This window comes from Acinetobacter lwoffii (assembly GCF_029024105.1).
In the GTDB taxonomy this organism is placed as follows: domain Bacteria; phylum Pseudomonadota; class Gammaproteobacteria; order Pseudomonadales; family Moraxellaceae; genus Acinetobacter; species Acinetobacter lwoffii.
In genome coordinates this window covers 1,437,440-1,462,506 of the sequence record NZ_CP118963.1, presented here as the reverse complement: position 1 = coordinate 1,462,506, position 25,067 = coordinate 1,437,440, and the positions used below count along the sequence as shown (strand labels likewise).

General features: G+C 44.2%; 21 protein-coding genes. 13 read left to right on the top strand and 8 right to left on the bottom strand.

All coding sequences use genetic code 11. The features are described from left to right. The first annotated feature begins 74 nt into the window (after positions 1 to 74). The gene (pcaF, locus tag PYW33_RS07115; protein WP_004647047.1) at positions 75 to 1,280 is read left to right on the top strand and encodes a 3-oxoadipyl-CoA thiolase; all 1,206 of its coding nucleotides are present in this window, start codon (positions 75 to 77) and stop codon (positions 1,278 to 1,280) included. 93 nt (positions 1,281 to 1,373) lie between these two features. Continuing rightward, on the top strand, positions 1,374 to 2,153 hold the full coding sequence (gene pcaD, locus PYW33_RS07110) for a 3-oxoadipate enol-lactonase (protein ID WP_004647048.1): 780 nt from the start codon (positions 1,374 to 1,376) through the stop codon (positions 2,151 to 2,153). A 74-nt stretch (positions 2,154 to 2,227) separates the two neighbouring features. Here pcaD and PYW33_RS07105 read toward each other — a convergent pair whose 3' ends face one another. Together PYW33_RS07105 and PYW33_RS07100 are read right to left on the bottom strand one after the other, a co-directional pair. After that, on the bottom strand, positions 2,228 to 3,115 hold the full coding sequence (locus PYW33_RS07105; RefSeq protein WP_004647049.1) for a DMT family transporter: 888 nt from the start codon (positions 3,113 to 3,115) through the stop codon (positions 2,228 to 2,230). A 145-nt stretch (positions 3,116 to 3,260) separates the two neighbouring features. Next, positions 3,261 to 3,704: a GNAT family N-acetyltransferase gene (locus PYW33_RS07100; protein WP_004647050.1), complete on the bottom strand. Its 444-nt coding sequence runs from the start codon at positions 3,702 to 3,704 to the stop codon at positions 3,261 to 3,263. A 406-nt stretch (positions 3,705 to 4,110) separates the two neighbouring features. Here PYW33_RS07100 and PYW33_RS07095 point away from each other — a divergent pair, with 406 nt between their 5' ends. Next, a complete protein-coding gene (locus tag PYW33_RS07095; protein ID WP_004647052.1) occupies positions 4,111 to 5,178 on the top strand; it encodes a zinc-binding metallopeptidase family protein in 1,068 nt (355 codons plus the stop codon). 190 nt (positions 5,179 to 5,368) lie between these two features. Here PYW33_RS07095 and PYW33_RS07090 read toward each other — a convergent pair whose 3' ends face one another. Continuing rightward, complete coding sequence (locus PYW33_RS07090) at positions 5,369 to 6,538, bottom strand: thiolase family protein (RefSeq protein WP_026055775.1); 1,170 nt, start codon at positions 6,536 to 6,538, stop codon at positions 5,369 to 5,371. An 83-nt stretch (positions 6,539 to 6,621) separates the two neighbouring features. Further along, entirely contained in the window at positions 6,622 to 8,403 is a 1,782-nt protein-coding gene (locus PYW33_RS07085; RefSeq protein WP_004647054.1) for an acyl-CoA dehydrogenase C-terminal domain-containing protein, read from the bottom strand. Positions 8,404 to 8,902: 499 nt separating this feature from the next. On the opposite strand from PYW33_RS07085, the gene PYW33_RS07080 reads away from it, so the two are divergent. Next, the gene (locus PYW33_RS07080; RefSeq protein WP_004647055.1) at positions 8,903 to 9,508 is read left to right on the top strand and encodes a TetR/AcrR family transcriptional regulator; all 606 of its coding nucleotides are present in this window, start codon (positions 8,903 to 8,905) and stop codon (positions 9,506 to 9,508) included. 93 nt (positions 9,509 to 9,601) lie between these two features. Here PYW33_RS07080 and PYW33_RS07075 read toward each other — a convergent pair whose 3' ends face one another. From PYW33_RS07075 to cysK, 4 genes are all read right to left on the bottom strand, one after another. Beyond that, the gene (locus PYW33_RS07075) at positions 9,602 to 9,796 is read right to left on the bottom strand and encodes a heavy-metal-associated domain-containing protein (protein WP_004647056.1); all 195 of its coding nucleotides are present in this window, start codon (positions 9,794 to 9,796) and stop codon (positions 9,602 to 9,604) included. A gap of 49 nt (positions 9,797 to 9,845) precedes the next feature. After that, a complete protein-coding gene (cueR, locus tag PYW33_RS07070) occupies positions 9,846 to 10,253 on the bottom strand; it encodes a Cu(I)-responsive transcriptional regulator (protein ID WP_026055776.1) in 408 nt (135 codons plus the stop codon). After that, positions 10,253 to 12,952, bottom strand: coding sequence for a heavy metal translocating P-type ATPase (locus PYW33_RS07065; protein WP_004647059.1), 2,700 nt, complete (start codon positions 12,950 to 12,952; stop codon positions 10,253 to 10,255). Before PYW33_RS07065 ends, cueR begins: the two co-directional genes overlap by 1 nt. A gap of 186 nt (positions 12,953 to 13,138) precedes the next feature. Next, entirely contained in the window at positions 13,139 to 14,137 is a 999-nt protein-coding gene (gene cysK / locus PYW33_RS07060) for a cysteine synthase A (protein ID WP_004647060.1), read from the bottom strand. Between the two features lie 281 nt (positions 14,138 to 14,418). On the opposite strand from cysK, the gene PYW33_RS07055 reads away from it, so the two are divergent. From PYW33_RS07055 to gcvH, 9 genes are all read left to right on the top strand, one after another. Further along, on the top strand, positions 14,419 to 14,736 hold the full coding sequence (locus PYW33_RS07055) for an ArsR/SmtB family transcription factor (RefSeq protein WP_004647061.1): 318 nt from the start codon (positions 14,419 to 14,421) through the stop codon (positions 14,734 to 14,736). A gap of 214 nt (positions 14,737 to 14,950) precedes the next feature. Beyond that, positions 14,951 to 16,699: a SulP family inorganic anion transporter gene (locus tag PYW33_RS07050; RefSeq protein ID WP_004647062.1), complete on the top strand. Its 1,749-nt coding sequence runs from the start codon at positions 14,951 to 14,953 to the stop codon at positions 16,697 to 16,699. Between the two features lie 328 nt (positions 16,700 to 17,027). After that, a complete protein-coding gene (gene sstT, locus PYW33_RS07045) occupies positions 17,028 to 18,224 on the top strand; it encodes a serine/threonine transporter SstT (protein WP_004280414.1) in 1,197 nt (398 codons plus the stop codon). Positions 18,225 to 18,266: 42 nt separating this feature from the next. Beyond that, positions 18,267 to 18,941, top strand: a complete 675-nt coding sequence (locus tag PYW33_RS07040) for a YoaK family protein (protein ID WP_004647063.1) — start codon at positions 18,267 to 18,269, stop codon at positions 18,939 to 18,941. 15 nt (positions 18,942 to 18,956) lie between these two features. Continuing rightward, entirely contained in the window at positions 18,957 to 19,493 is a 537-nt protein-coding gene (locus tag PYW33_RS07035) for a DUF2058 domain-containing protein (RefSeq protein ID WP_004647065.1), read from the top strand. 165 nt (positions 19,494 to 19,658) lie between these two features. Further along, entirely contained in the window at positions 19,659 to 20,933 is a 1,275-nt protein-coding gene (locus PYW33_RS07030) for a mechanosensitive ion channel family protein (RefSeq protein ID WP_004647066.1), read from the top strand. A 226-nt stretch (positions 20,934 to 21,159) separates the two neighbouring features. Then, entirely contained in the window at positions 21,160 to 23,013 is a 1,854-nt protein-coding gene (locus tag PYW33_RS07025) for an ABC transporter ATP-binding protein (protein WP_004647067.1), read from the top strand. A gap of 449 nt (positions 23,014 to 23,462) precedes the next feature. Further along, positions 23,463 to 24,491: an AraC family transcriptional regulator gene (locus PYW33_RS07020; RefSeq protein ID WP_004280421.1), complete on the top strand. Its 1,029-nt coding sequence runs from the start codon at positions 23,463 to 23,465 to the stop codon at positions 24,489 to 24,491. 82 nt (positions 24,492 to 24,573) lie between these two features. After that, positions 24,574 to 24,948 (top strand): glycine cleavage system protein GcvH, encoded by a 375-nt coding sequence (gene gcvH / locus PYW33_RS07015; protein WP_004647068.1) that lies wholly within the window; start codon positions 24,574 to 24,576, stop codon positions 24,946 to 24,948. The last annotated feature ends 119 nt before the right edge of the window (positions 24,949 to 25,067 follow it).

The following is a 25,067-nucleotide window of genomic DNA, read 5'->3' as shown; positions in this document are numbered from 1 at the left end:
TTCATTAAATCCCTCCCAACCTCCCTTTAAAAAGGGAGGAGTTTTCTTCTTTTAAATATGTGAGCAAATACACAATGAAAAACGCATATATTATCGATGCCATCCGTACCCCATTCGGTCGTTATGCCGGTGGCCTCGCGCCTGTCCGTGCTGATGACTTAGGTGCGCTGCCAATTAAAGCGTTGATGGAACGCAATCCAAGTGTGAACTGGGAACAGGTCGATGACGTGATCTATGGCTGTGCCAATCAGGCCGGTGAAGACAATCGTAACGTCGGTCGTATGTCTTCTCTGCTTGCAGGTTTGCCTTATCAGGTACCAGCGACGACCGTAAATCGCCTATGTGGTTCATCAATGGATGCCGTGGCGATGGCAGCACGTGCAATTAAAGCCGGTGAAGCTCATCTGATTATTGCCGGTGGTGTAGAAAGCATGTCGCGCGCGCCATTTGTCATGGGCAAGTCAGAAACGGCGTATGGCCGTAGCCAGAAGATTGAAGACACCACCATGGGCTGGCGTTTTATCAATCCGAAACTGAAAGAAATGTACGGCGTAGAAACCATGCCGCAAACGGCTGAAAATCTGGCGGAACAGTTCAACATCAACCGTGAAGACCAGGACAAGTTTGCCCTGACCAGCCAGCAACGTACTGCAGCAGCGCAGGCCAAAGGTTTCTATAAAAATGAAATTATTCCTGTGGTGATTCCGCAGCGTAAAGGCGAGCCGATCGTTGTCGATACTGATGAACATCCACGTGCATCTACCACTGCAGAAGCTCTGGCAAAACTGAAGCCTGTGGTGAAAGCAGACGGTACCGTCACGGCGGGTAATGCTTCAGGGATTAACGATGGTGCAGCAGCATTATTGATTGCATCGGATGACGCCATTGCACAATACGGCTTAAAACCGCGTGCCAAAATCATTGGCTCAACCGTGGTCGGTGTTGAACCGCGCATCATGGGCTTTGGTCCTGCGCCTGCCATCAAAAAGCTGCTTGCTCAAACCGGCTTAACGCTGGAGCAAATGGATGTCATTGAGCTGAATGAAGCTTTTGCTGCCCAAGCACTGGCATGTACCCGTGACCTAGGCATTGAAGATGGTTCGGAAAAAGTCAATCCGAACGGCGGTGCGATTGCCTTGGGTCATCCACTCGGTGCATCTGGTGCACGTCTGGTGACAACTGCACTCAACCAGCTAGAACAGACTGGTAGCAAATATGCACTATGCTCTATGTGTATTGGTGTCGGTCAAGGTATCGCTTTGATTATTGAACGCGTCTAACAACCAATTAAAAAGATAAACCTCCTCCCTGAATGTAGATTTAAAGTAATGCTTTGAATCAAATGCAAGAAAGGGAGGTCGGGAGGGATTTCAATGCCAACATTTACATCCAACGATGCCCAGATCAATTACCAGACCTTTGGTGATGCCAGCAAACCTGCCCTGGTTTTTTCTAATTCATTGGGTACTAAATTCAGCATGTGGCAACCACAAATTGAATTTTTCCAGCAAGACTATTTTGTCATTTGCTATGACACTCGTGGTCATGGCGCTTCCTCTGCACCACAAGGTCCGTATAGCCTGGACCAGCTAGGACAGGATGTAGTGAATCTGCTGGATCACCTGAACATCCAGAAAGCCGCTTTCTGTGGTATCTCGATGGGCGGTTTAACCGGTCAATGGTTAGCGATTAACAAGCCTGAACGTTTTAGCCACGTGATTATTTGCAATACTGCTGCCAAGATTGGTCAGGAACAAGCCTGGCTGGAACGTGCCGCGTTGGTGCGTGAACAAGGTCTGGCACCGATTGCATCAACTGCAGCATCACGCTGGTTTACCGATCCCTTTATCCAGAGCAACGCAGCGATAGTTGCAGAACTTTCAAACGACCTGGGAGCTGGCAGCCCGGAAGGTTATGCAAGTTGTTGCGAAGCTTTGGCTAAGGCGGATTTACGTGAACAGATCAAAACGATTTCAGTGCCGGTACTGATTGTGGCCGGTCAGCAAGACCCGGTGACGACAGTTGCAGATGGTCAAGCCATGCAAGCTGAAATTTCACAAAGCCAGCTGTTTGAAATCAATGCCTCGCACATTTCCAATGTGGAGCAACCAGAAGCCTTTAATCAGGCAGTTCAGAAATTTATTGCAGCTTAAATACTAGAGGCAAAGAAAAAGCCACTGTTGATCAGTGGCTTTTTTATGCTTAGATTTAAAAAACTGGTTCTACATCAGGCCCAGATCACTAAAATCGCTGCAATCACTACTAAGCCCAGACCCCAATGCTCGGTACGTGCCAGTTTTTCTTTAAAGAAATATGCCGAAATCAGCATACTAAACAGAATCTCAATTTGTCCTAAGGTTTTCACGACCGGCACACTCATCATGCTCATGGCAGTAAACCAGCCTAGTGATGCCATAAAACTGCACACACTCACTTTAAAAGTTAAGCCCAGACGCTGCCACATGGCCACTAAAGTCTGGCGGCTGAATAGGCTGAGATAGATCAGCATACTGATACACTGAAAACCGATCACTGAGACTAGCACCCATGAAGCACGGTGTATGGTGGGTAGCATCGGTAATTCCAGACTTGCTTCACGCACCAGTAACGAAGTAATGGCGAAACTTAAACCACTGCCAATCCCAATCGCTAAAGTCTTGGTAGACAAGCCTGTCAGCTGACTACCTTTACTTAGCAGGAAAACTGCATAGCCCCCCATCAGCACACCCAGCCAGGCCAGCACAGACAAATGATCAGACAGGAAAATTACCCCGATAATAGCCGCCAGAATGGCTTCACTTTTTGCTAGCCCTACGCCAATTGCATAATTTTTCTGTTTAAACAGCTGCACCATCAGGGCAGTTGCCAGAATCTGGCTGATGCCGGCAATCAGGATGTAGAACCAGTATTTCGGGGTGAAATGCACCACACTTTCAACTGGCTTGAAATAATACAGGCTGCTCAGGTACAGCGCAGCAAATGGCAATCCAAAAATAAAGCGTGCCAGGGTGACTCCCCACACATCAACCGTGGTGCTAAGCTGTTTTTGAAAGGCATTACGCCAAGCCTGCATAAATGCAGCCATTAAAGTAAAAAAAATCCAGCTGAATGCCATCTACTGATCGCTATTACTACAAAAGTGAATTAATTCTATGCCTTAACAAAAGGACTGACTAATTAAAAATAGGATGCAGGCCGATAGCAGAAAGTTTGCCTTAATTTGGAAAGATTCCAGCGGAAAAAACAATTTTATTTTTCTCTTAAAAATCCGGATAATCCTTTTGCATCGGGATAAAACAGATTCCATGTTCTTCCGTATATTTTCCGGTTTCCACAAAACCAAAGCGCTTATAAATATCTAAGGCATAAAGACTGGATTTTACCGTAATACTTGAATGGCCTTGACGGCGGATCTCGCTTTCTAAAAAGCGCCACATTTGCCGGCCATAACCCTGCCCCTGATAGGCCTGATTAAGAAAAAAATGCATGAAGTGTGCAGGTTCCATATAAGCCACGACGCCTATCACCTGATGATCGATTTCTGCCACAAAATAATGAATGTCCGGACGCTCGAAAATGGTCTGGATCATCTCAGGCTGAAAGCGCTGGCGACCTTCTTCCGAACTGATCACGGCATCGACAAAGGGTGCAATCACATCGACAATGGCACGAGTATCCTGAAGATTGGCTTTTCTAATTTTCATGTTTTTTTTAATTCCTCTTTATTAGCTTGCTCACATTAAAAATTTTTTATTCTTAAAAGTTAGCTGTTCTTGAATGGACTTCCCCCAAATTTAAAAACCGGTCGAAATATTTGGTAATATCCTTCAATACGCCTTGTCCGTGTTTTTAAGATGGCAACTCACTCTATTTAAAAATCTATTTATTTAAAAGCTTGTTTAACTATACTTTTTTATTAAAACAAAGATTCAATTGATGTTTCATTTAATATCAAGCAGCCTATATTTACAATTCATCCATATAGAATTTTCAATGAAATTTTTATGATGTTTCTTTATCAGGAAGAAGATTAGGTAGGCATTCTGAACCTTTTTTCGTGTTCATCATCGATAAACATTTTAGGTCGTTCGCTTCCCTACAGGGAGTTTAATGAAACATTTTGAATGTGCCGTCTGCAAGCAACAGCTGTTTTTTTACAAATCAGTTTGTGATCACTGTCTGTCACCGATCGGTTATATCGCTTCGGAAAAAGAGCTATGCGCATTCGAAAAACAGAGTGCTGAGCGATGGGTTCCAATCGCCAAGAACTACCAACATGCCAGTTATAAACCCTGTCACAATTATGTAAATTATCAGGTATGCAACTGGATGATCCCCAGCGATGAAGACGAGGAATTTTGTGAATCCTGTCAGCTTACCCATGTCATTCCTGATCTGGAAAATTCCGAGAACCTGATTTACTGGTTTCGACTGGAAGAAGCCAAACGCCGTTTCCTGTATTTGGCCCAGCGCATGAACATGATGCCACGCCCTAAAAAGTCTGAAGATGATCCATTTGGTCTGCGATTTGATTTTCTCCTGCCTCAAGAAGATAAGCCTGTTTTAATTGGTCATGCTAATGGTGTCATTACCCTAAATGCAATTGAAGCTGATGTTGTTTATCGTGAAACTACACGTGTAAATATGGGTGAAAACTACCGGACTTTATTGGGTCATTTTCGTCATGAAAGTGGCCATTATTATTTTGCGCTCATGCAACATATGCATCCGGAATTGCTAGATGAATTCCGTCAGTATTTTGGCGATGAGCGGCAGGATTATGGCAAGGCACTTGAACGCCATTATAACGAAGGCGCACCAATCAACTGGCAGGAAAAGTATATCAGTGCTTATGCCACCGCCCATCCCTGGGAAGACTGGGCAGAAACCTGGGCACATTATCTGCATATGATGGAAACACTGGAAACTGCCTACTATGGTGGTATGCGTGTCGAAGGAAATGGCAGCTATCTGGCCAGTATGGATTTTAAAGAATGCCCGATTGGTGGACAGGATTTTGAACACATTCTAGAAAATTGGGTCACCTTGACCTTTAATCTGAATGCCTTAAACCGTTGTATGGGCCTGGAAGATGCCTACCCGTTCAAGCTGAGCGAAGCAGTAAAAGACAAGTTACGATTTATTCACCGGCATGTGCTAGAAAAAGTTTTTAAATAATTTAAAAAGTAATTTTTATAGTAAAAATATAGATGGAATCGGATCAGCAAAGTCTGAAAATATGGATTTTATTGTGTATTTTAAAAATTAATATGATTTAAAGAATCCCTGCTCCTGGCGAACCAAGAGCAGCAACTTTTGAATGAATCAGTATTGAGTTTGCTACCTAAATATACGATTTAGGATGGGCTTAAACCAGTTCCACAGCAATCGCAGTCGCTTCCCCACCACCGATACATAAAGATGCAATGCCTTTCTTGCCGCCAGTACGTTTTAAAGCATGAATCAGGGTCACAATGATACGGGAACCAGAAGAACCCAGTGGATGACCAAGTGCACAAGCACCGCCATTAATGTTCACTTTCGCTGGATCAAGTTTAAAGCCATCAATGGCCAACATGGTCACCATGGCAAAAGCTTCATTGATTTCCCAAAGATCGACATCCTGAGCATCCCAACCCGTTTTTTTCAGGATTTTTTCAATCGCACCAACAGGTGCAATAGTAAATTCTGACGGATGCTGCGAATGGTTGGCATAGGCCACAATATTAGCTAACGGTTTTAAGTTGCGCTGTGCAGCAATTTCGCTCGAGGTGATCACCAGTGCTGAAGCACCATCTGAAATTGAACTGGCATTTGCCGCAGTAATGGTGCCGTCTTTTTTGAACGCTGGACGCAAAGTTGGAATTTTGTCAGCCTTGGCATTTAAAGGTTGCTCATCCTGCTCTACTACCACATCACCTTTACGGCTACTTACAGTGACCGGTACGATTTCATCTTTAAAGAAACCTTGCTGAACGGCAGTCACGGCTTTGTTTAATGAACCAATCGCATAGTCATCCTGCTGCTCACGGGTATAGCCTTTTTTATCTGCCATTTCCTGAGCCAAAATTCCCATCGACAGACCTGTTTCAGCATCTTCCAGACCTTCCTGGAACATGTGATCAATGACTTTGCCATGTCCCATGCGGAAACCGGCACGTGCCTTTTCCATTAAATAGGGTGCGTTTGACATCGACTCCATCCCGCCTGCAACCACAATCTCTGCTGAACCAGCCTTGATCGCATCTGCTGCCTGCATCACGGCTTTCATGCCTGAACCACAAATTTTATTGATGGTGGTCGCACCAGTTGAATCCGGTAGACCTGCCTGACGCATGGCCTGACGTGCCGGACCCTGTTTTAAACCGGCTGGCAGTACGCAGCCTATGATCACTTCATCAATATCATTGGCCGCCAATCCTGCACGTGCCACCACTTCTTTAATTGCCACAGCACCCAAATCCGGCGCGGTACAGCTTGACAATGAACCTTGAAAACCGCCCATCGCGGTACGTACTGCATCTACAATTACGATCATTTTAGTTTCATCCTTTTTCATCATTGTTATCAATCCTACATAGCCAAAGCGCTGTAGGGCTGGTCCTTCGCAATCATTGCGGGTTAAGCCTGTGCGGTAAAATAGTCTTCAGGCAACTGCATGACCAGTTCCGCACCGGCCTGAATACGATGGATTCGTGCACTCAAATCCGGAAGTACTTTGGCCACATAGTAATTGCCCAGTACCAGTTTATTCTGGAAGTAGCTGTCGTCTTTGGCTGCAGCGGCTTTGCTAATTCGCGCATACATATAGACAAAGCTGAGCAGCCCAACCGCATGCAGATAATCGACAGCAATCGCGTTAGCGAAATCAGGATTCAGTCTAGACTGCTCGACGATGAATCTGGTGATGTCTTCGAGTTGCTGACAGGTCTCTAATGTCACCGTTTTAATCGTCAATGAATCATCTAGACTTTGTGCAAATTCACGGATTTCAGCAATATATTCCGCGATATAAGAACCATTGCATTTGGTGGTTTTACGCCCAATCAGGTCAATCGCCTGCACGCCATTGGTGCCTTCATAAATCTGTGAAATACGCAGGTCACGAATACACTGTTCCATGCCCCATTCACGGATATAGCCATGACCACCGAAGCACATTTGTGCTTCCAGTGCAGAATCCAGTGCCTTGTCGGTTAAGTAAGCTTTGGCGATTGGCGTCAACAAGGCCACACGGTCAGTCGCTTTACGCACGGCTTCAGGGTTGGTTGAGTATTTGGTAATATCCAGTTGTTGACCCACATACACTGCAAACGCACGCGAAGCTTCATTGTTGGCTCGTACATTGAGCAGCATACGGCGTACATCGCCATGCACCAGAATCGAATCGGCTGGTTTTTCTGGAGATTTTGCACCAGTTGATGCACGGCCCTGTAAACGGTCCGTCGCATATTGTGCCGCATTCTGGTAGGCAAATTCTGCTGCACCAATGCCCTGAATTCCCATAGACAAACGTTCGTAGTTCATCATCACGAACATGCCGGCCAGACCTTCATTTTCATTGCCAACCATATAGCCCTTGGCGCCGTCAAAGTTCATGACGCAGGTCGCCGAGCCTTTAATTCCCATTTTATGTTCGATTGAACCGGCAGATACTGCATTACGCTCACCCAGTGATCCATCTGCATTGACCAGGAATTTCGGCACAATAAATAATGAAATACCACGTGAACCTGCTGGTGCATTCGGAGTTTTTGCCAGCACCAGATGAATGATATTTTCACTCAGATCATGCTCGCCGCTGGTAATAAAAATTTTGGTACCGGTAATATTATATGAACCATCTTCATTCGGTTCAGCTTTGGTCTTGATAATGCCAAGATCTGTGCCGGAATGTGGTTCAGTCAGACACATGGTGCCCGACCATTCACCCGTATAGAATTTTGGTAAATAAGTTTCTTTCTGTTCCTGTGAGGCGCGGTCATTGATGGCCATACCTGCACCCACAGTGAGTAGTGGATAAAGCATAAAAGATGGATTGGTGCTCCAGATCATTTCATCCGCCAGAACCGTGAGCATCTTCGGCATGTTTTGTCCGCCCCATTCTTCAGGAGCACCCAAGCCTACCCAGCCACCTTCGGCAAACTGTTTAAAGGCTTCCTTGAAACCAGCCGGCGTAGTCACCTCACCGTTTTTAAACTGAGCACCACCTTCTTCATCAGCAGGACGATTCAGGTCAAGAATAACATTCTTGGAAAATTTGGCCATCTCTTCCAGAATTGCATTTGCCGTCGCCATATCTAAATGTGCAAGATTTTCATTACGTTGCCAAAATTGTTCCGCTTGGAATACATCATTTAAAATAAATTCCATGTCTTTTAGCGGCGCATTATAAATCGGCATTTTTAAATTCCTTAAAGGGTGATACTCAATCCTGTTGCTAAATATTTTCTAATTTTCATTAGAATACAAACAAGCCATTTTAAAATTGTGATATCCAATTCTTGCAGTATTAAATCTATATCTAGATTCATAAAGTTGCATTGAAAATCACGTCTTCATGTTCAGTATGAGTAACTGAATATACCAGCTTAATATTGATCTACTTTCCGTACTAAACCCTGATGAATATGTGTTTAAAACAGTCAAAGGATTTAGCTTCGTGCGCTGAAACAATAAAATAATTATACTGAAAATGGAATTTTATTTAGCAAAGTTGATCTCTAGGGTTCAGTTTTCTTGACAATATTTCTGGCTGCTCAGCATCGCTATTTTTATTTGTCAGCAGTTGCTGCATAAATATACAAAATGAGATAAATATCACGACCTTAGTTTTATAGCCATCGCGTGCAAAATTGCATATTCTTGAAAGGTTCTTTTTCGAAAAGTATGGACCAAGAAGATGACGACTGTAAGACAGCAGAACTTCCTTCTTCGTAAAGAGAAGATCCTCAGCATGGCGGAAAGCCTGCTACTGGATAATAATCAGGACATTACCCTGAGTGAGCTGGCCAGTGAACTGGACATCGCAAAAGGAACCATCTACAAACATTTTAAAAGCAAGAACCAGTTATATTTAGAACTGATTATTCTGAATGAAAAAAGAATTCTAGAAATATCAAAAAAGCATAATAACGATATTAAAAGTTATGTTTCACAATATATGCTCTATCACATGCTCAATTCAAACCGAACCATCCTGTTGCATGTCATTGAAGAGCGTTTAACCAATAACGAAAAAAATCTGAAAGAGTTATTTCAGGAGCTTTATCGGATTCGTGAAGAACGGATTATCCGGATTAAAGACATCACCCATGATTATCTGGTGGCTTTAGAAAGTGCCATGTCGATTCGCGATTATTTGTCTTATATCTGGACAGTCACCTATGGCGCTTCGCTGTTATTAAATTCGACCAATTACCAAAAAGCGATTGGATCACGCGAACGTTTGATTAAGCTGTATATTAATCAGGCGCTGATGACGCCAGATAAAATCTCATCGGTATGATCACTAGAATAAAAAATGCCTGATTCAATCAGGCATTTTTTATTTGGCTGTATGAGTGCATAAGATCACTTTCGCAATCTAACTCGACAATGATCAGGCTGCCACAGGCGGGAAACCATCTTCGGTTAAAGCTGCCACAATCTCAGACTCATTGACTGTCGATTCAACTTCAACTAGCTTAGTCGCCACATCAATATTCACAGTGGCATTTTCATCCAGATCTTTAATCGTAGCCGTGACACTGCGCGCGCAGCCACCACAAGTCATATTTTCAATACGGAATTTCATGTTTAGCTCCATAGGATCGGTTTAAAAATTGATGTGAATACAGCGCATGTCAGTGCTGTTCAGTTCCGACACCCTGTTCAATCTGTTTTAAAATCTGGCAATCAGACTGTTCATTGCCGGCACACTGCTCAACCGATTGCTGTAAAATTAATAGCATATGCTGCATATCGGCAATTTTCTGTTGTAAAAACTGGATATGTTTTTGTGCCAGCTGTTTGACCTCACTACTCTGGCGTGAGCTGTTCAGCCACAGGCCGAGTAACTCTTTCATCTGCTCTGAAGAAAATCCAAGTTCACGTGCATGCTGAATAAAACTTAATGTTTTAATGTCCGCATCACTATAAATCCGATAACCTGTATCACTGCGTTTCGGAGCCGGCAACAAGCCGATTTCTTCATAATATCGGATCATTTTTGCAGAGATGCCGGACCGTTTTGCGGCCTGACCAATATTCATCATACTAACTCCTTAAACTGCACCGGTTGATAAGCTTTTAATCTCAAGGCATTACTAACCACAAACACAGAGGATAGTGCCATCGCGCCTGCGGCAAACATTGGTGATAACAGAATGCCCCAAAACGGATACAGTACACCTGCGGCAATCGGAATTAAGGCAATATTATAGACAAAGGCCCAAAACAGGTTCTGTTTGATATTGCGCATGGTCGCCTGACTCAAGCCGATGCCTGTCGCCACATGCTGTAAATTGCCTGACATCAACACCACATCGGCTGCTTCAATCGCGACATCAGTGCCGGTACCAATCGCCATACCGACATCGGCCTGTGCCAGTGCCGGCGCATCATTGATTCCATCCCCGACAAAAGTGAGCACGCCGTATTGCTGCTGGAGTTGTCGTACGGCATCGACTTTTTCATGCGGCAAGACTTCCGCAATCACCTGATCGATTTTCAGCTGTTTGGCAATCGCCTGCGCAGTATGCTGATTATCACCCGTAATCATCGCTACTTTGAGGCCTTGTTCATGCAAGGCCTGAATCGCGCTATAAGTAGTCGGTTTAATCGGGTCAGCGACAGCAATAATCGCAGCCAGCTTTTGATTAATCGCTACATATAAAGGACTGCTGCCCTGATCACCGAGCTTTTGTGCAGTGGCTCTAAACAGATCGACATTTAAGCCCAAGTCCTGCATCAGACGCTCCGCACCAATATGCAGCTGCTGACCGGACACCTGTGCTTTGACCCCAGCACCGGTAATCGAATCAAAATCCGTCACTTCACTCAGTTGCAGTTCTTGCTCACGGGCAGCCTGAACAATAGCGTGGGCAATCGGATGTTCAGATTTAGCCTCCACTGAAGCGACTAGCTGTAATACCTCTTGCTGATTAAAATCTGCTGTAACTTCAAAGTCGGTCAGAAGCGGTTTTCCTTCAGTCAAGGTTCCAGTTTTATCCAGCGCGACGACTTTGGTTTGCTGCAATAACTGCAATGCTTCGCCCTTACGGAATAGCACGCCCAGTTCTGCTGCACGGCCAGTTCCGACCATAATTGAGGTAGGAGTCGCCAGTCCCATCGCACATGGACAGGCAATAATCAGTACGGCGACTGCATTTACCAAGGCGTAGGTCAGATTCGGCTCAGGCCCAAACAGGAACCAGACCATAAAGGTCAGGGCCGCCAGTGCCATAACAGCCGGCACAAACCATAAAGTCACTTTATCGACCACCGCCTGAATTGGCAGTTTTGAGCCTTGTGCCTGTTCTACCATCTGAATAATCTGCGCCAGTACCGAATCTTGGCCGACCTTAGTCGCCTTGATTTGCAAGGTTCCGTTCTGGTTTACCGTACCGCCGACCACCTGATCACCGGCCTGTTTGGCCACGGGTAAAGGCTCACCGCTAATCATCGCTTCATCAATATAACTTTGTCCGGCAACGACTTCACCATCGACAGCGACTTTTTCACCCGGACGGATTTCAATCAACATTCCTTGTTGCACATCGGAAATTGCCAGATCAACCCAGTGATCATTCTGTTCTACCCGTGCCGTTTTCGGTTGCAAGCCCACCAGATACTGAATCGCTTCCGAGGTTTTACCTTTGGCTTTGGCTTCCAGATAACGCCCCAGTAAAATCAGCGCGACAATAACGGCGGCCGCTTCAAAGTACACATGCACAGTGGACTGCGGTAACAGCTCCGGAAAAAAGGTCGCAATACAGGAAAAGCCATATGCGGCAATGGTTCCAACGGCCACCAGCGAGTTCATATCCGGTGCCAGACGCAATAGTGCCGGAATCCCATGCTGATAAAAACGCCGTCCCGGAATAATCAGCACCAAAGTGGTCAGTACAAACTGCAGATACCAGCTGTTCTGGGTTCCCAGCGTATGGGCAATAAAATGATGAAATGCCGGAATCAGATGCGAGCCCATTTCCAGAATAAATACAGGCGCTGTCAGAATGACTGCAAGCCATAAATCTCGTTTCAGTTGTGCCGTTTCATTGGCTTTCTTTTCCTGAAAAGCACCATGACTATCTGCCGACATATCCGTACCGGATTTTACTGTAGCCTGATAACCGGCTTTCTCCACAGCAGCAATCAAGGCCGGAATCTGGGCATGCGAGGCTTTCACCCAGGCCGTTTCGGTGGCCAGATTGACCTGTGCTTCGCTGACACCTTCTACTTTCAATAAAGCTTTTTCCACACGTGCCACACATGAAGCGCAAGTCATGCCTTCAATAGCCAGTTCAATGCGATCGCTCTGAATATCAAAACCGGCTTTTTGCACGGCTTGAGTCAGCTTGGACAATGGCACAGAATTGATCGCACTCACATGCGCCTTTTCAGTGGCCAGATTCACTTGTGCATCCAGCACGCCCTCCACTTTTTTTAGGGCTTTTTCTACGCGAGCCACACAGGATGCACAGGTCATGCCTTCAATGTTCAAATCAAACTGTTGCGTCGGTACATCGAAACCGGATTTTTCAATTGCTTGAACCAGCGCAGCGGCAGCAATCGGCTGCTGGCTTTTAATAAAAGCTTTTTCAGTCGATAGATTGACAGACGCCTCGACCACGCCTTCAATTTTTTTCAAGGCTTTTTCCACGCGAGCGACACAGGAGGCACAGGTCATACCGCCAATCTGCACCTGCTGCTCATATAAGCGGTTGCTATCTTGTTCTGCCATACCCATCTCCATGCCTCAACTCACTGTTGATGTTATAGCTTAAACATTCCCATCATGGTAAGGTCAAGTGCTTCATCTGACTATTTTAAAAATAATGCAGCGTCCTGCTGCGATTTAAAATTACCCAATAAAAAAGCCCGAAGATGACTTCGGGCTTGTATGGCAGTATTTAAAATATAAAATGCATCAATGTTATTCGGCAGAAATATCTTCAAACAAGATCGAAGACAGGTAACGTTCACCACCGTCTGGCAAAATCACCACAATATTTTTACTGGCATTTTCAGGGCGAGCCGCCAATTGGGCTGCTGCTGCCATAGCCGCGCCACTTGAAATACCGACTAGGATACCTTCCTGAGCTGCCGTTTTACGTGCCCACTCGACTGCATCTGCGCTATTAATGGCAATCACTTCATCAACGAGTTCTAGGTCCAGATTGCCTGGAATGAAGTTGGCACCAATCCCCTGAATTTTGTGTGGTCCAGGTGTAATGTCTTCACCACGTTTGGCCTGACCAATAATCGCAGACTCAGCAGGTTCCACCGCCACCGAATATAGAGGCTTATTTTTAACTTTCTCAAAGTAACGCGAAATACCGGTAATGGTTCCGCCTGTTCCGACACCTGCGACCAGAATATCGACGTTACCCGCCGTAGCTTCCCAGATTTCTGGGCCGGTGGTTTCTTCATGAATTTTAGGATTGGCTGGGTTTTCAAACTGTTGTGGCAGGAAATACTTCTCCGGGTTCTCATTCAACAGACTCTCGGCTGCTTCAATCGCCCCTTTCATGCCTTTGGCCGGATCGGTCAAGACCAGATTGGCTCCTAAAGCTTTGACTACTTTACGGCGTTCAATACTCATGCTTGAAGGCATGGTGAGCGTCAGTTCATAACCTTTAGCGGCTGCCACAAAGGCCAATGCAATGCCGGTATTGCCACTGGTGGGTTCAACGATGTGCATACCGGGTTTGAGTTTTCCAGATTTTTCAGCATCATTAATCAACGCTGCACCTATACGACACTTGACTGAAAATGCCGGATTACGGCTTTCAATTTTCGCAAGTACAGTGGCAGGATCGGAAATCACACGATTAATACGAACAAGCGGTGTATTTCCAATCGCGTCTGCATTATTACTATAAACCGCTATACCTAAATTATTCGGTGTTGGAAAAGCTGAATCTGTACTCATGATGATATCCCTAATGTTATTGGTTCAAGTCGCTTAAACATCATACAAGCATTTTTTTGCTTTGTAGATGTTTGATGAAACTTGCACTTCATTGCACGAATGTGAACTAAAATACTTTCTACACTATGCAATAAATTTATCTTATCTATCAATATTTAAAATATAATTTTAATTGATAATTCAATTCATTAAAAACCATAAAACTTAACTGTTTTTAGCAAGGTATTACGGGCTAAGACCCGTATAATTAGCGGGCTGTAACTTTATAATGGACATATTGAATGAAAACCGATTTTGAAATCACGACTATGCGCGATTCAGCAGAACAGGTCGTCGGCATTTTAAAATCTCTGGCCAATACCGACCGTCTTCTCATTTTATGTCATCTGTCTCAAGCGGAACTGAATGTTTCAGAAATTGAGGAAATAACTGAGATTAAACAGCCGACTCTTTCTCAGCAGCTCATGATGCTGCGTAAAAGCGATGTAGTAGACACCCGACGCGACGGCAAACAGATTTATTATTCAATTAAAGATCAAAATTTGATTGTAGTCTTAAACACTCTTTATCGATTGTATTGCGGCAATCCAGCTAAATAAAGAATCTTTCTTTTTTCAGTGATCAAGATGAATTTCTTTAAACTCTTATTGATGTCGTTTTAAATCATTAAGATCACGATCATAAGTTTTCGAATGATACGTGACTGACCCAGATGATTCATTTTAAACATGAATCATCAAGAAGCTAGATCAGCTAAGACTTCTTAGCAGAATTTGTGCATAATATATCTATATTTGTGATTTAGACCTTTTTATGCCAAATTCCAAGTCTAAACTTCTGCATAAACTGCCTGCCTGGGCATGGTTAAGCCCCTACACGCCGGTCAAATTTAAATCCGATGTGTTGGCTGCCCTGATTGTGGTGGCAATGCTGGTGCCTCAAGGGATGGCCTATGCCATGCTGGCAGGATTGCCGCCGATCATGGGTTTATATGCGAGCATCCTGCCGATGATCATTTATGCCCTGCTCGGTGGGAGTTCGACTTTATCGATTGGCCCCGTGGCCATCATTTCCATGATGACTTTTGCTACGCTCAATCCACTTTTTGAAGTCGGCTCACCGGTCTATATCGAAGCTGCGACCTTATTGGCACTGATGGTCGGGATTATTTCCCTGCTTTTGGGATTATTTCGTTTTGGTTTTATGATCCAGTTGATTAGTCATCCGGTGATCCAAAGCTTTATTATTGCCTCTGCCTTATTGATTGCTTTTGGACAGTTAAAGTTTTTGGTCGATCTTCCCTTAAAAGCCAATAACATTCCGGAGTTCGCCAGCAGTCTGCTGCAATATTTCCCGCTACTGCACGTGCCGAGCCTGATTTTCGGCCTGCTCTCTATCGGTCTACTGATCTATCTGCCCAAGTTATTAAAATCTCAGGCTGTACAAAGCCGGATCGGCTCTACAGATTTTTTAGTCCGTGCGGTGCCCCTGATTCTGGTGTGTCTCGGCATTGCAGCAATTGTATTTCTGGATTTAAAGCTTCAGGGCATTAAAACGGTCGGTGCAATTCCGTCTGGTTTCCCGCCCTTGTCCTTTCCACACTGGAACTGGGAACTGGTGATGACCTTGTTACCGGGTGCCAGCATGATCGCCATGATCAGCTTTGTGGAGTCACTATCGATTGCTCAAGCCACGGCCTTACAGCAACGCAGTCATTTAAACAGTAATCAGGAACTGATTGCGCTCGGTCTGGCCAATATCAGTGCAGGCGTGAGTTCAGCTTTTCCGGTAACGGGCAGCCTGTCGCGGACGGTGGTGAATGCCGATGCCGGTGCCAAATCACCTATGGCCGGTGTTTTATCCTCGATTCTGATTATTTTTGTGAGCCTGTTCTTTACCGGATTTTTTGAAGATCTGCCGCTGACCATTCTGGCCGCGACGATTATTGTTTCCATCTGGAAGCTGGTTAATTTCCAGCCATTTTTTGATGCCTGGCGTTATTCCAAGGCAGATGGCCTTGCCATGTGGATTACCTTTCTCGGCGTGGTCCTGATTGATATTTCCACCGGTTTGATTATTGGAATCGTGTCGACCTTTGTGCTGATGCTATGGCGAATCAGCCGGCCGCATATTGCGGTTGTCGGTCTGGTGGAAGGCACCCAGCATTTTCGCAATATTCAGCGGCATCAGGTCAGTACCTCCGATCGGGTGCTGTCACTGCGGATTGATGAGAATCTGACGTTTCTGAATGCCAATAGCTTTAAAGGTTATCTAATCAATGAGATCAGCCTGAATGACCAGCTACAACATGTGATTATCAACTGTTCCAGCATCAGTGCGATTGATCTGAGTGCCTTGGAAATGCTGGAAGATTTAAATGCGGAACTGGCCAAACTGGATATTCGCCTGCATTTTGCCGAAGTCAAAGGTCCGGTTATGGACAAGCTGCAAGCTTCTAAATTGATGACGCATTTGAGCGGGCGTATTTATCTGACGCATTTTCAGGCAATTCAGGATCTGGCGCCAGAGATCTTTGAGCAGCATAAAGATTATACGATTTAGAACAGCAGATATTTGAACTTATGGCCGGAGATTCCGACCGGTCATAAGTGCAGTCTTTTCTGAATTTTCAAATATAATTTGAATTTATCTATTTAACTTTGATATTTATTTCATGAATACAATTTTAAAAGCGCTGATTTATTCATCATTTTAAGAAGTTTTTCTTCAATATAAGCGCTGTTTTAAACCAATTAATTTTAGAATAAATTAATAATATCAATATCTTGGTTTTTATATGAAAATATATTTTAAGCCTTGTTTAAATTAAGTATAAAATAGCGCAACTTTTTCCCAAATTTAGCCCTCGTAATTTTCACAAGGCAACCTTATGTTTTCTGCCCTTATGCGCATGAGCCTAGTCTCTCGAATCATCATCGCCATTATTTTAGGTGTGGGTGTGGCTGTGGTATTTCCCGAAGCTACTCCCTCATTAAGCCTATTGGGCGACCTGTTTATTAAAGCCTTGAAGTCTGTTGCACCGATTCTGGTTTTCATTTTAGTTTTAGCTTCTATCGCGAATTTTAAAGTGGGCCAATCCAACGCCGCCATCAAACCGATTATGCTGATGTATGCGGTCGGTATGTTCCTTGCTGCACTGAGCGCTGTGGTTTCAAGTATCTTATTCCCAAGTACGCTGTTCCTGGATATTGCTGCACAAGCTGACTTGCAGCCACCGGGTAGTCTGGTAGAAATCCTGAAGAATTTGCTGCTCAGCTTTGTCGCCAACCCGGTTGTTGCAATTGCTGAAGCAAACTTTATTGGTATTCTGGCCTGGTCAGTGGCATTAGGCATCGCTTTCCGTCATGCATCGGATAGCACCAAGACACTTTTGAATGATGCCGCCTTTGCAGTGAACTATGTGATTCGTTTAGTGATCAGCTTTGCACCTTTGGGTATTTTTGGTCTGGTTGCAGTGACTTTTGCTGAATCTGGTCTGGATACACTGACCAGTTATGCACATTTACTTGCTGTGTTGCTCGGAACGATGGTTTTTGTGGCACTGGTGATTAATCCGCTTCTGGTTGCCTTAATGACGCGTAACAACCCGTATCCACTGGTGTTCACCTGTTTGCGCGAAAGTGGCATTACCGCTTTCTTTACCCGTAGTTCAGCAGCCAACATTCCAGTCAATCTGGATCTGGCAAAACGTCTGGGTGTTAAAGAATCGACTTCAAGTATCGCAATTCCTCTGGGTGCTACGATCAACATGGCAGGTGCTTCTGTGACCATTACTGTATTGTCATTGGCGGCTGTAAATACTTTGGGGATTAGCGTCGATTTCAGCACTATGCTCATTCTTTCTGTGGTGGCAACCGTTTCGGCATGTGGCGCTTCAGGGGTTGCAGGCGGTTCATTGTTACTGATTCCAGTTGCATGTGGCCTGTTTGGGATTTCTTCGGATATTGCCATGCAAGTCGTTGCGATTGGTATGGTCATCAGCGTATTGCAGGATTCTACTGAAACCGCGCTAAATTCATCGACCGATGTTTTATTTACTACAGCAGTGGACCGCGCATCAAATTGATTTTATATTGATTAATCAATATGTTTAGCCAATGATGTTGTTATGCCATTACAGCGTTTACCTACCTGGGTACAATTAGGGGCGTTTTTTCTTGCGGTCAATGCCGGCATGATTAACGTCCTGGGTCTGGTGACGGTACTTCACCAGTCTGTTTCACATATGACCGGTAATGTCAGTATGCTGGCCATGGCCCTGCTAAACTGGCAACCAGAACAGATGTTGTATCTCTTTCTGGTCACACTCTGCTATGTCATTGGTTCATCCTATAGCGGACTGATTCTTGGAAATAGCCACTTTCGCTTGGGGCAGCTTTATGGTTACCCTTTAAGCCTGGTGGCTATTTTTATTTTGATCTGCTGGTTATTATTGCCCTATTTCCCGCGTTATGCCTTGTTATGGGCCTGTGTTGCCATGGGTGTGCAAAATGCCATGGTCAGTCATTATAAAGGTGCCATTATTCGCACCACGCATTTATCTGGCGTACTGACTGACCTCGGCTTAGCGATGGGCTACCGGTTGCGCGGTTTGGAGGTAGAATCACGACGCGTGGTTTTGCATCTGCTTATTTTGCTCGGTTTTTTAAGCGGCGGCATTCTTGCCAGCTGGCTATATCCTTATTTAAAATTAAATGCATTCCTGATCCCGGCAGTGCTGAGTCTGGTTCTCAGTCTCACGTATTGGGTGATTTATTTACGTTATCGACATCAACACGACTAATATCTGGACATTCTCATGGTTAAAAATGCATTGCAGGCACAATTGTTAAAGGCAGGATTGGTCGATAATAAAAAAGCCAAAAAACTGTCTAAACAGGCTGTGCATGAAAAACGCACCGGTGACGGTACCGAGGCTGAAATCAAGGCCAAGATTGAACAAGACAAACAGCAAAAAATGGCCAAAGATCAGGCGATTGAGCAAGAGAAAAAAGCAGCTTTGCAGGAAAAAGAACTGAAAGCCGCAATCATGCAAATGATTAATCAGCACAAAATCCGTAATACTGACGGCGATGCGGTGTATCAGTTTATTGATGACAGCAAAGTCAAAAAGGTCTATTTAAACCAGCAGATCTATAATGCGTTGGTGGCAGGCAGTCTGGTGATTGCACGTGAAAATGATAGCTACGCGTTTTTGCCTAAAGCTCTGGCAGATCGTATTAATGCGAAAATGCAGGGCTTTATCATTGTGAATAATTCAGAGAAAAATGAAGAAACCACCGATGAAGAAGATCCATATGCTGCTTATGTTATTCCTGATGATTTGATGTGGTAAGAATCGCGTTATCATTACTGAAATCTTGAAGATCAGAAACCGGCGAATTCGCCGGTTTTTTAGTTGTAGGCACTTTTATTGAATGATTTGCACCAATAGATATGTTTTAAAAAGTTATCCAATATTAAAAAATCTGATCCAAAACTATAAACTTGATCTAAATTTTTGATTGAAGAGAAAGATCGTTTGGAACAGTTTAATTTTATTCGGAATATTCAAGAATGGGCAGATCAGTACCCATGGCTGGAAATGCTATCTTCACTGAGTATTGTGATCTTACTGGCGATTCTTGCCAATCTATTTGCCAAACAGATTGTGGTACGCGGAATACGTCAACTGATTTCCAGAATGCCTTTTGCCAATAATCAGATTTTTGCTGAGCATAGCGTGATTCGCCGGATTGCCAATATTGTTCCCGCAGTCGTGATCATGAACGGGATTACCACGGTACCGCATTTATCTGACAAGGTTGAGTCCTTTGTGCAAATGGGGGCACAGGCTTTTATTTTCCTGACGATTGCCTTAGCTCTTGGTGAATTACTGAATATTTTTAACCTGGTCTATCAGCGTAATCCCAAGTCACGTAACAAACCGATTAAAGGTTATTTGCAGCTGGTCAAGCTGATTATCTTTATTGTCTGTGGCCTGATGATTCTCGGCACTTTCCTGAAAAAGGATGTCTTTACCTTGCTGGCTGGCTTCGGTGCCATGGCCGCGGTGTTGATGCTGGTCTTTCAAAATACCATTTTGTCGCTGGTGGCGTCGGTTCAGATTTCATCCTATGACATGGTGCGTATTGGCGACTGGATCGAAATGCCCTCGCTGAACGCGGATGGCGATGTCATTGATATGTCATTACATACCATTACGGTACAGAACTTTGATAAAACAGTGACCACGATTCCGACCAATAAACTGGTGACGGATACCTTTAAAAACTGGCGTGGTATGCAGGAAGCCGGTGCGCGCCGGATCAAGCGCTCGATTCATATTGATCAAAGCAGCGTACATTTTATGTCGGCTGAAGAACAGAATAAGCTGAAAAATTTTATTTTGCTGGATCAATACCTGAATACCAAATCAGAGGAACTGGAACAATTTAACCTGCAACTGAGCCATCATTCGCAATATAACCAGCGCCGTCTTACCAATTTAGGAACCTTTCGTGCTTATGTAGAGTTTTATCTGCAACAGCATTCGGGCATTAGTAAAAATCATTCCCTGATGGTGCGCCAATTGCAGCCAACCAGTGAGGGTTTACCGCTAGAGATTTATGCCTTTACCAATACCACCGCCTGGGTGGAGTATGAAAATATCCAGTCTGATATCATGGATCATCTGCTGGCGATTATTCCGGAATTTGGTTTAAAAGTGTATCAAGCGCCTTCAGGTCTTGATTTAAAGGAAGCATTTACTCAACCGTCTTCTATTATTACTTAAACACAAGTCATCCAATCTCAAGCCTGAGGTGCCGCTGCATTTCAGGCTTTTTTATTTCCTCATCTATTTAAAACCTGACTGGCATAAATCTGGCTTTAGTTTAATTTTTATAATCCAAGTTTTAATTGAGTGAATCATTTTGTGGCAATTTCACCCAATTACGGGCTTAAAAAAACAGAATCCTTTATAATTCCCGAAAAGCAAAATGCATGATAAGAGTACGATAATGTTTCGATGGCTTGAAAGACTGGTTGACCCCTATCCCACCAAAAATCTGAACCAACCTTTACCGACCAAGTTTTTTCCATTTGTCTGGCAGGCAGCCTATGGAGTCCGCCGTTATTTGCTGATTCTGGTACTGTGTACTGCCGGTGCTGCCAGCTTCGAAGCTTTTCTGTATTCAAAAATTGGTGAGCTGGTGAACTGGCTCAGTAAAAGCCAGCCCGATACTTTTCTGGAACAGCATGCTAGCAATTTAACCTTACTGAGTATTGTTCTTCTGGCCAATATTTTTTTCGCTAGCGCCCAATCCCTAATTAAGCATCAGATTTTGTATAGCAATTTCCCGATGCGTTTACGCTGGCGCTTTCATAATCTGCTCATGAAACAAAGCCTAGATTTTTTCCACAATGATTTTGCCGGACGATTATCGGCCAAAGTTATGCAAACCGCTCTGGCAGTACGCGAATTCTGGGTCATTCTGGGTGACATGCTGGCTTATGTGCTGATTTATTTCATCACCATCAATATTGTTTTGGGTGCAATTTCACCCTTGCTGATCATTCCATTGATGGTCTGGCTAGCCTTGTTTATCTGTGCAGCGTGTTATTTCATTCCACGTTTGAGCAAAATTTCCAATGCTCAGGCGGATGCCCGTGCCGTCATGACCGGGCGTATCACGGATGCCTATACCAATATTCAGACTGTCAAGCTGTTTGCTCATGCCGGTCGTGAAAGCCAGTATGCCAAGACCTCTATGCAGGAATTTATGGTAACGGTATATAAACAGATGCGTCTGGGTGCCCAATACGAAATCAGTATTTTACTGCTGAGTGTAGTGTTATATGGCGGCGTACTGGGTACTGCGATCTGGTTGTGGATGGAAGGTCAGGCCGAGCTGGGCATTATTGCTGCAACTACAGCAATGGTACTGAAACTGAACAGTATTGCCGAATTTATGATGTGGCAGACCTCTGCCCTGTTTGAAAATGTCGGTACCATTCAGGATGGTATGAAAACTTTAGGCCGAAAAATTGCCATTGAAGATAAACCGGGTGCCAAAGAGCTACAGCTCAATCACGGTGAAATTAAATTCGAAAATGTCAGCTTTGCCTATAATGATAAAAACGTGATTGATCAGTTTAATCTGACCATTCGCCCAGGTGAAAAAATTGGTATTGTCGGCCGTTCAGGTGCCGGAAAATCTACCCTGATTCAACTGTTGCTGCACTTTTATCATATCAATCAGGGTCGTATCTTAATCGATGGTCAGGATATTGACGATGTGACTCAGGACAGTTTGCGCAAGAACATTGCATTAGTAACTCAAGATACTTCGTTGCTGCATCGCACTGTCGCGGAAAACATTAAATATGGTCGTCCGGATGCGACTGATGAAGAAATGTTTGAAGCCGTGCGTAAAGCCAAAGCGGAAGAGTTTATTCCTAATTTGACCGATTTGCGTGGCAAAAAAGGCTATGAAGCCTATGTCGGTGAACGTGGTGTGAAGCTTTCTGGTGGTCAGCGTCAGCGAATTGCCATTGCACGTGTATTCCTGAAAGATGCGCCGATTCTGATTCTGGATGAAGCGACTAGTGCGCTGGATTCTGAAGTCGAAGCCGCCATTCAGAACAGTCTGGACGACTTGATGCAAGGTAAAACTGTGATTGCCATTGCGCATCGCTTGTCGACCATTGCCCAAATGGATCGTCTGATTGTACTGGATCAGGGTCGAATCGCCGAGCAAGGCACGCATGATGAACTGGTGGCATTGAATGGTATCTATGCCCAGCTTTGGCAGCGTCAAACTGGCGGCATGCTGATTCAGCAACAGGTCAAAGCATCAAAAGATCATGAATAATATGATCTGTAGAAGATTTCAAAACTTCTGATCATTTGCTCGTCCTTAATATTGAACAGGTCTGGAAAAAGGAAAACTTTGCCAGACCTCTCTTTTTAAAATTTTCTCTACAGATGAACAGCAAGTTGCCATCTATCTGGTATTTTAATGAAATGACATAACTCTCTAGTTCTGAAAGCTCTCTGAAGAAGTCCTATTCAATGCTTAAGCAATTTCCTTGTCCTTAGTCAGCCAATGCAGAGATGTGTCCGGTTCAATAAAATAATTTTAATTTCATCAATAAAATTATGTGGTTTAAATTGATTTTAATGCTGAATTCAGGCTAATCTGCCAGTGGCAGAGTCACAATCGCCAAAATTTTGTCCAACAATTTTAATGAAAAATTTGGCGGCTTCATGCCAATATCTATTTATAAATAAAAAAATTTGAATGAGTGCAACGGATCGCGCATGAAAACAATTGCTCCACGCCAAGACCAAGGAATTCCAGGTGTTTACGGTCTCCTGCTTCTCGATGTCATTTCCCGCTGGGGTTATAACAATGAATCGCTTTTCCAACCTTTTAGCCTGACCAGTGAACAGTTGGCAGATCCTGATTTTCGTATTCCAACCCCTGTCGCCAACGAACTGGTCAAATATGCCCTGAAACTGACCGGAGAGCCGACCTTGGGTTATCATCTCGGCACACAGATGCGGATCTCGATTCATGGCTTTATTGGCTATGCGATTATGACGGCGAATAATATTACCGATGCGCTGGTACTGGCGAATCGATTTATTCAACTTCGTTTACCCTTCCTGCAACTGTTTTTCTCGACTTTTGGTGCTAAAGCCACGGTACAGCTGCAAACCGATATTCAGCTTGAACCGCTGCGCACCGAAATTTCCATTGCCTTGATGATTGGTCTGATCAGTATGGCCAAAGCCATTACAGGCGTTACCGATGCCACGGGAGAAATCGACTTCGATTTTAAGAAGCCGGAAGGTTTTGAACGCTTTATGGCGAAGTTTCCAACGCATCAGTTCCGTTTTGAACAACCGCATTTAATTCTGAGCTTTGATAAAAGTTACCTGATGAATAAGCTGGTGCACGCCGATCCGATTGCCAGCCAGATTGCGATTAACCAGTGTGAAACGGAACTTTCTGCCTTGGGCGAACGGCATCGGATTGCGATGCGCGTCCGAGATATCTTGACCCATGCCGAGCAGCATTATCTGAGTATTGAAAGTGTGGCGGATCGCTTACACATGTCTGACCGCACCTTAAAACGTCAACTCGCCGCTGAAGGCACCTCATTTTCTACCCTGGTCGATGAAGTGCGTTACCGGCATGCCACCTCGTTATTGTCCCGGACAGATTTCACTCTGGAACAGATTGCCGATGAACTGGGCTATAGTGATGTCGCCAATTTTAGCCGGGCGTTTAAACGCTGGAGTGGTCGCAGCCCGAGCAACTGGCGCAAAGATCCTTATTTATAAGGGAGCATAAGCCTTTTGTTTTTCTTAAAAAGAATGTATAAAACATGTCAAAAATGATCTTAAGATTTTTAAGGAGTTATCAATGAATCATCCTGCAGAATTAAAGTACGCAAGTACACATGAATGGGTGCGCATTGAGGGTGATCTTGTTGTGACCGGTATTTCCGACCATGCACAGGATGCGTTAGGTGATTTGGTTTATGTAGAAGCACCAGATCTTGATTCACATATCACTGCGGGCGAACAAGCTGGCGTGGTTGAATCAGTTAAAACAGCTTCCGATATTCATGCACCGGTGTCTGGCGTAGTGGTTGAAATCAATCCTGATCTTGAAGATGATCCTGATTTTATTAATGATGACCCATACGGCAAAGGCTGGATCTATAAAATCAAGCCAGACAATATAGCAGATGTCGAAAAGCTGCTTTCCAATACAGAATATGAAGCTGGCCTATAAGCCATTTTAACTTGAAAAAAAATCAGCCTCCGGGCTGATTTTTTATTGTAGATCCGTCGTTGCATTTTCCAGTTCAAATTAAATTTCATGTATTTATCATGAAATATCATTGTATTTTT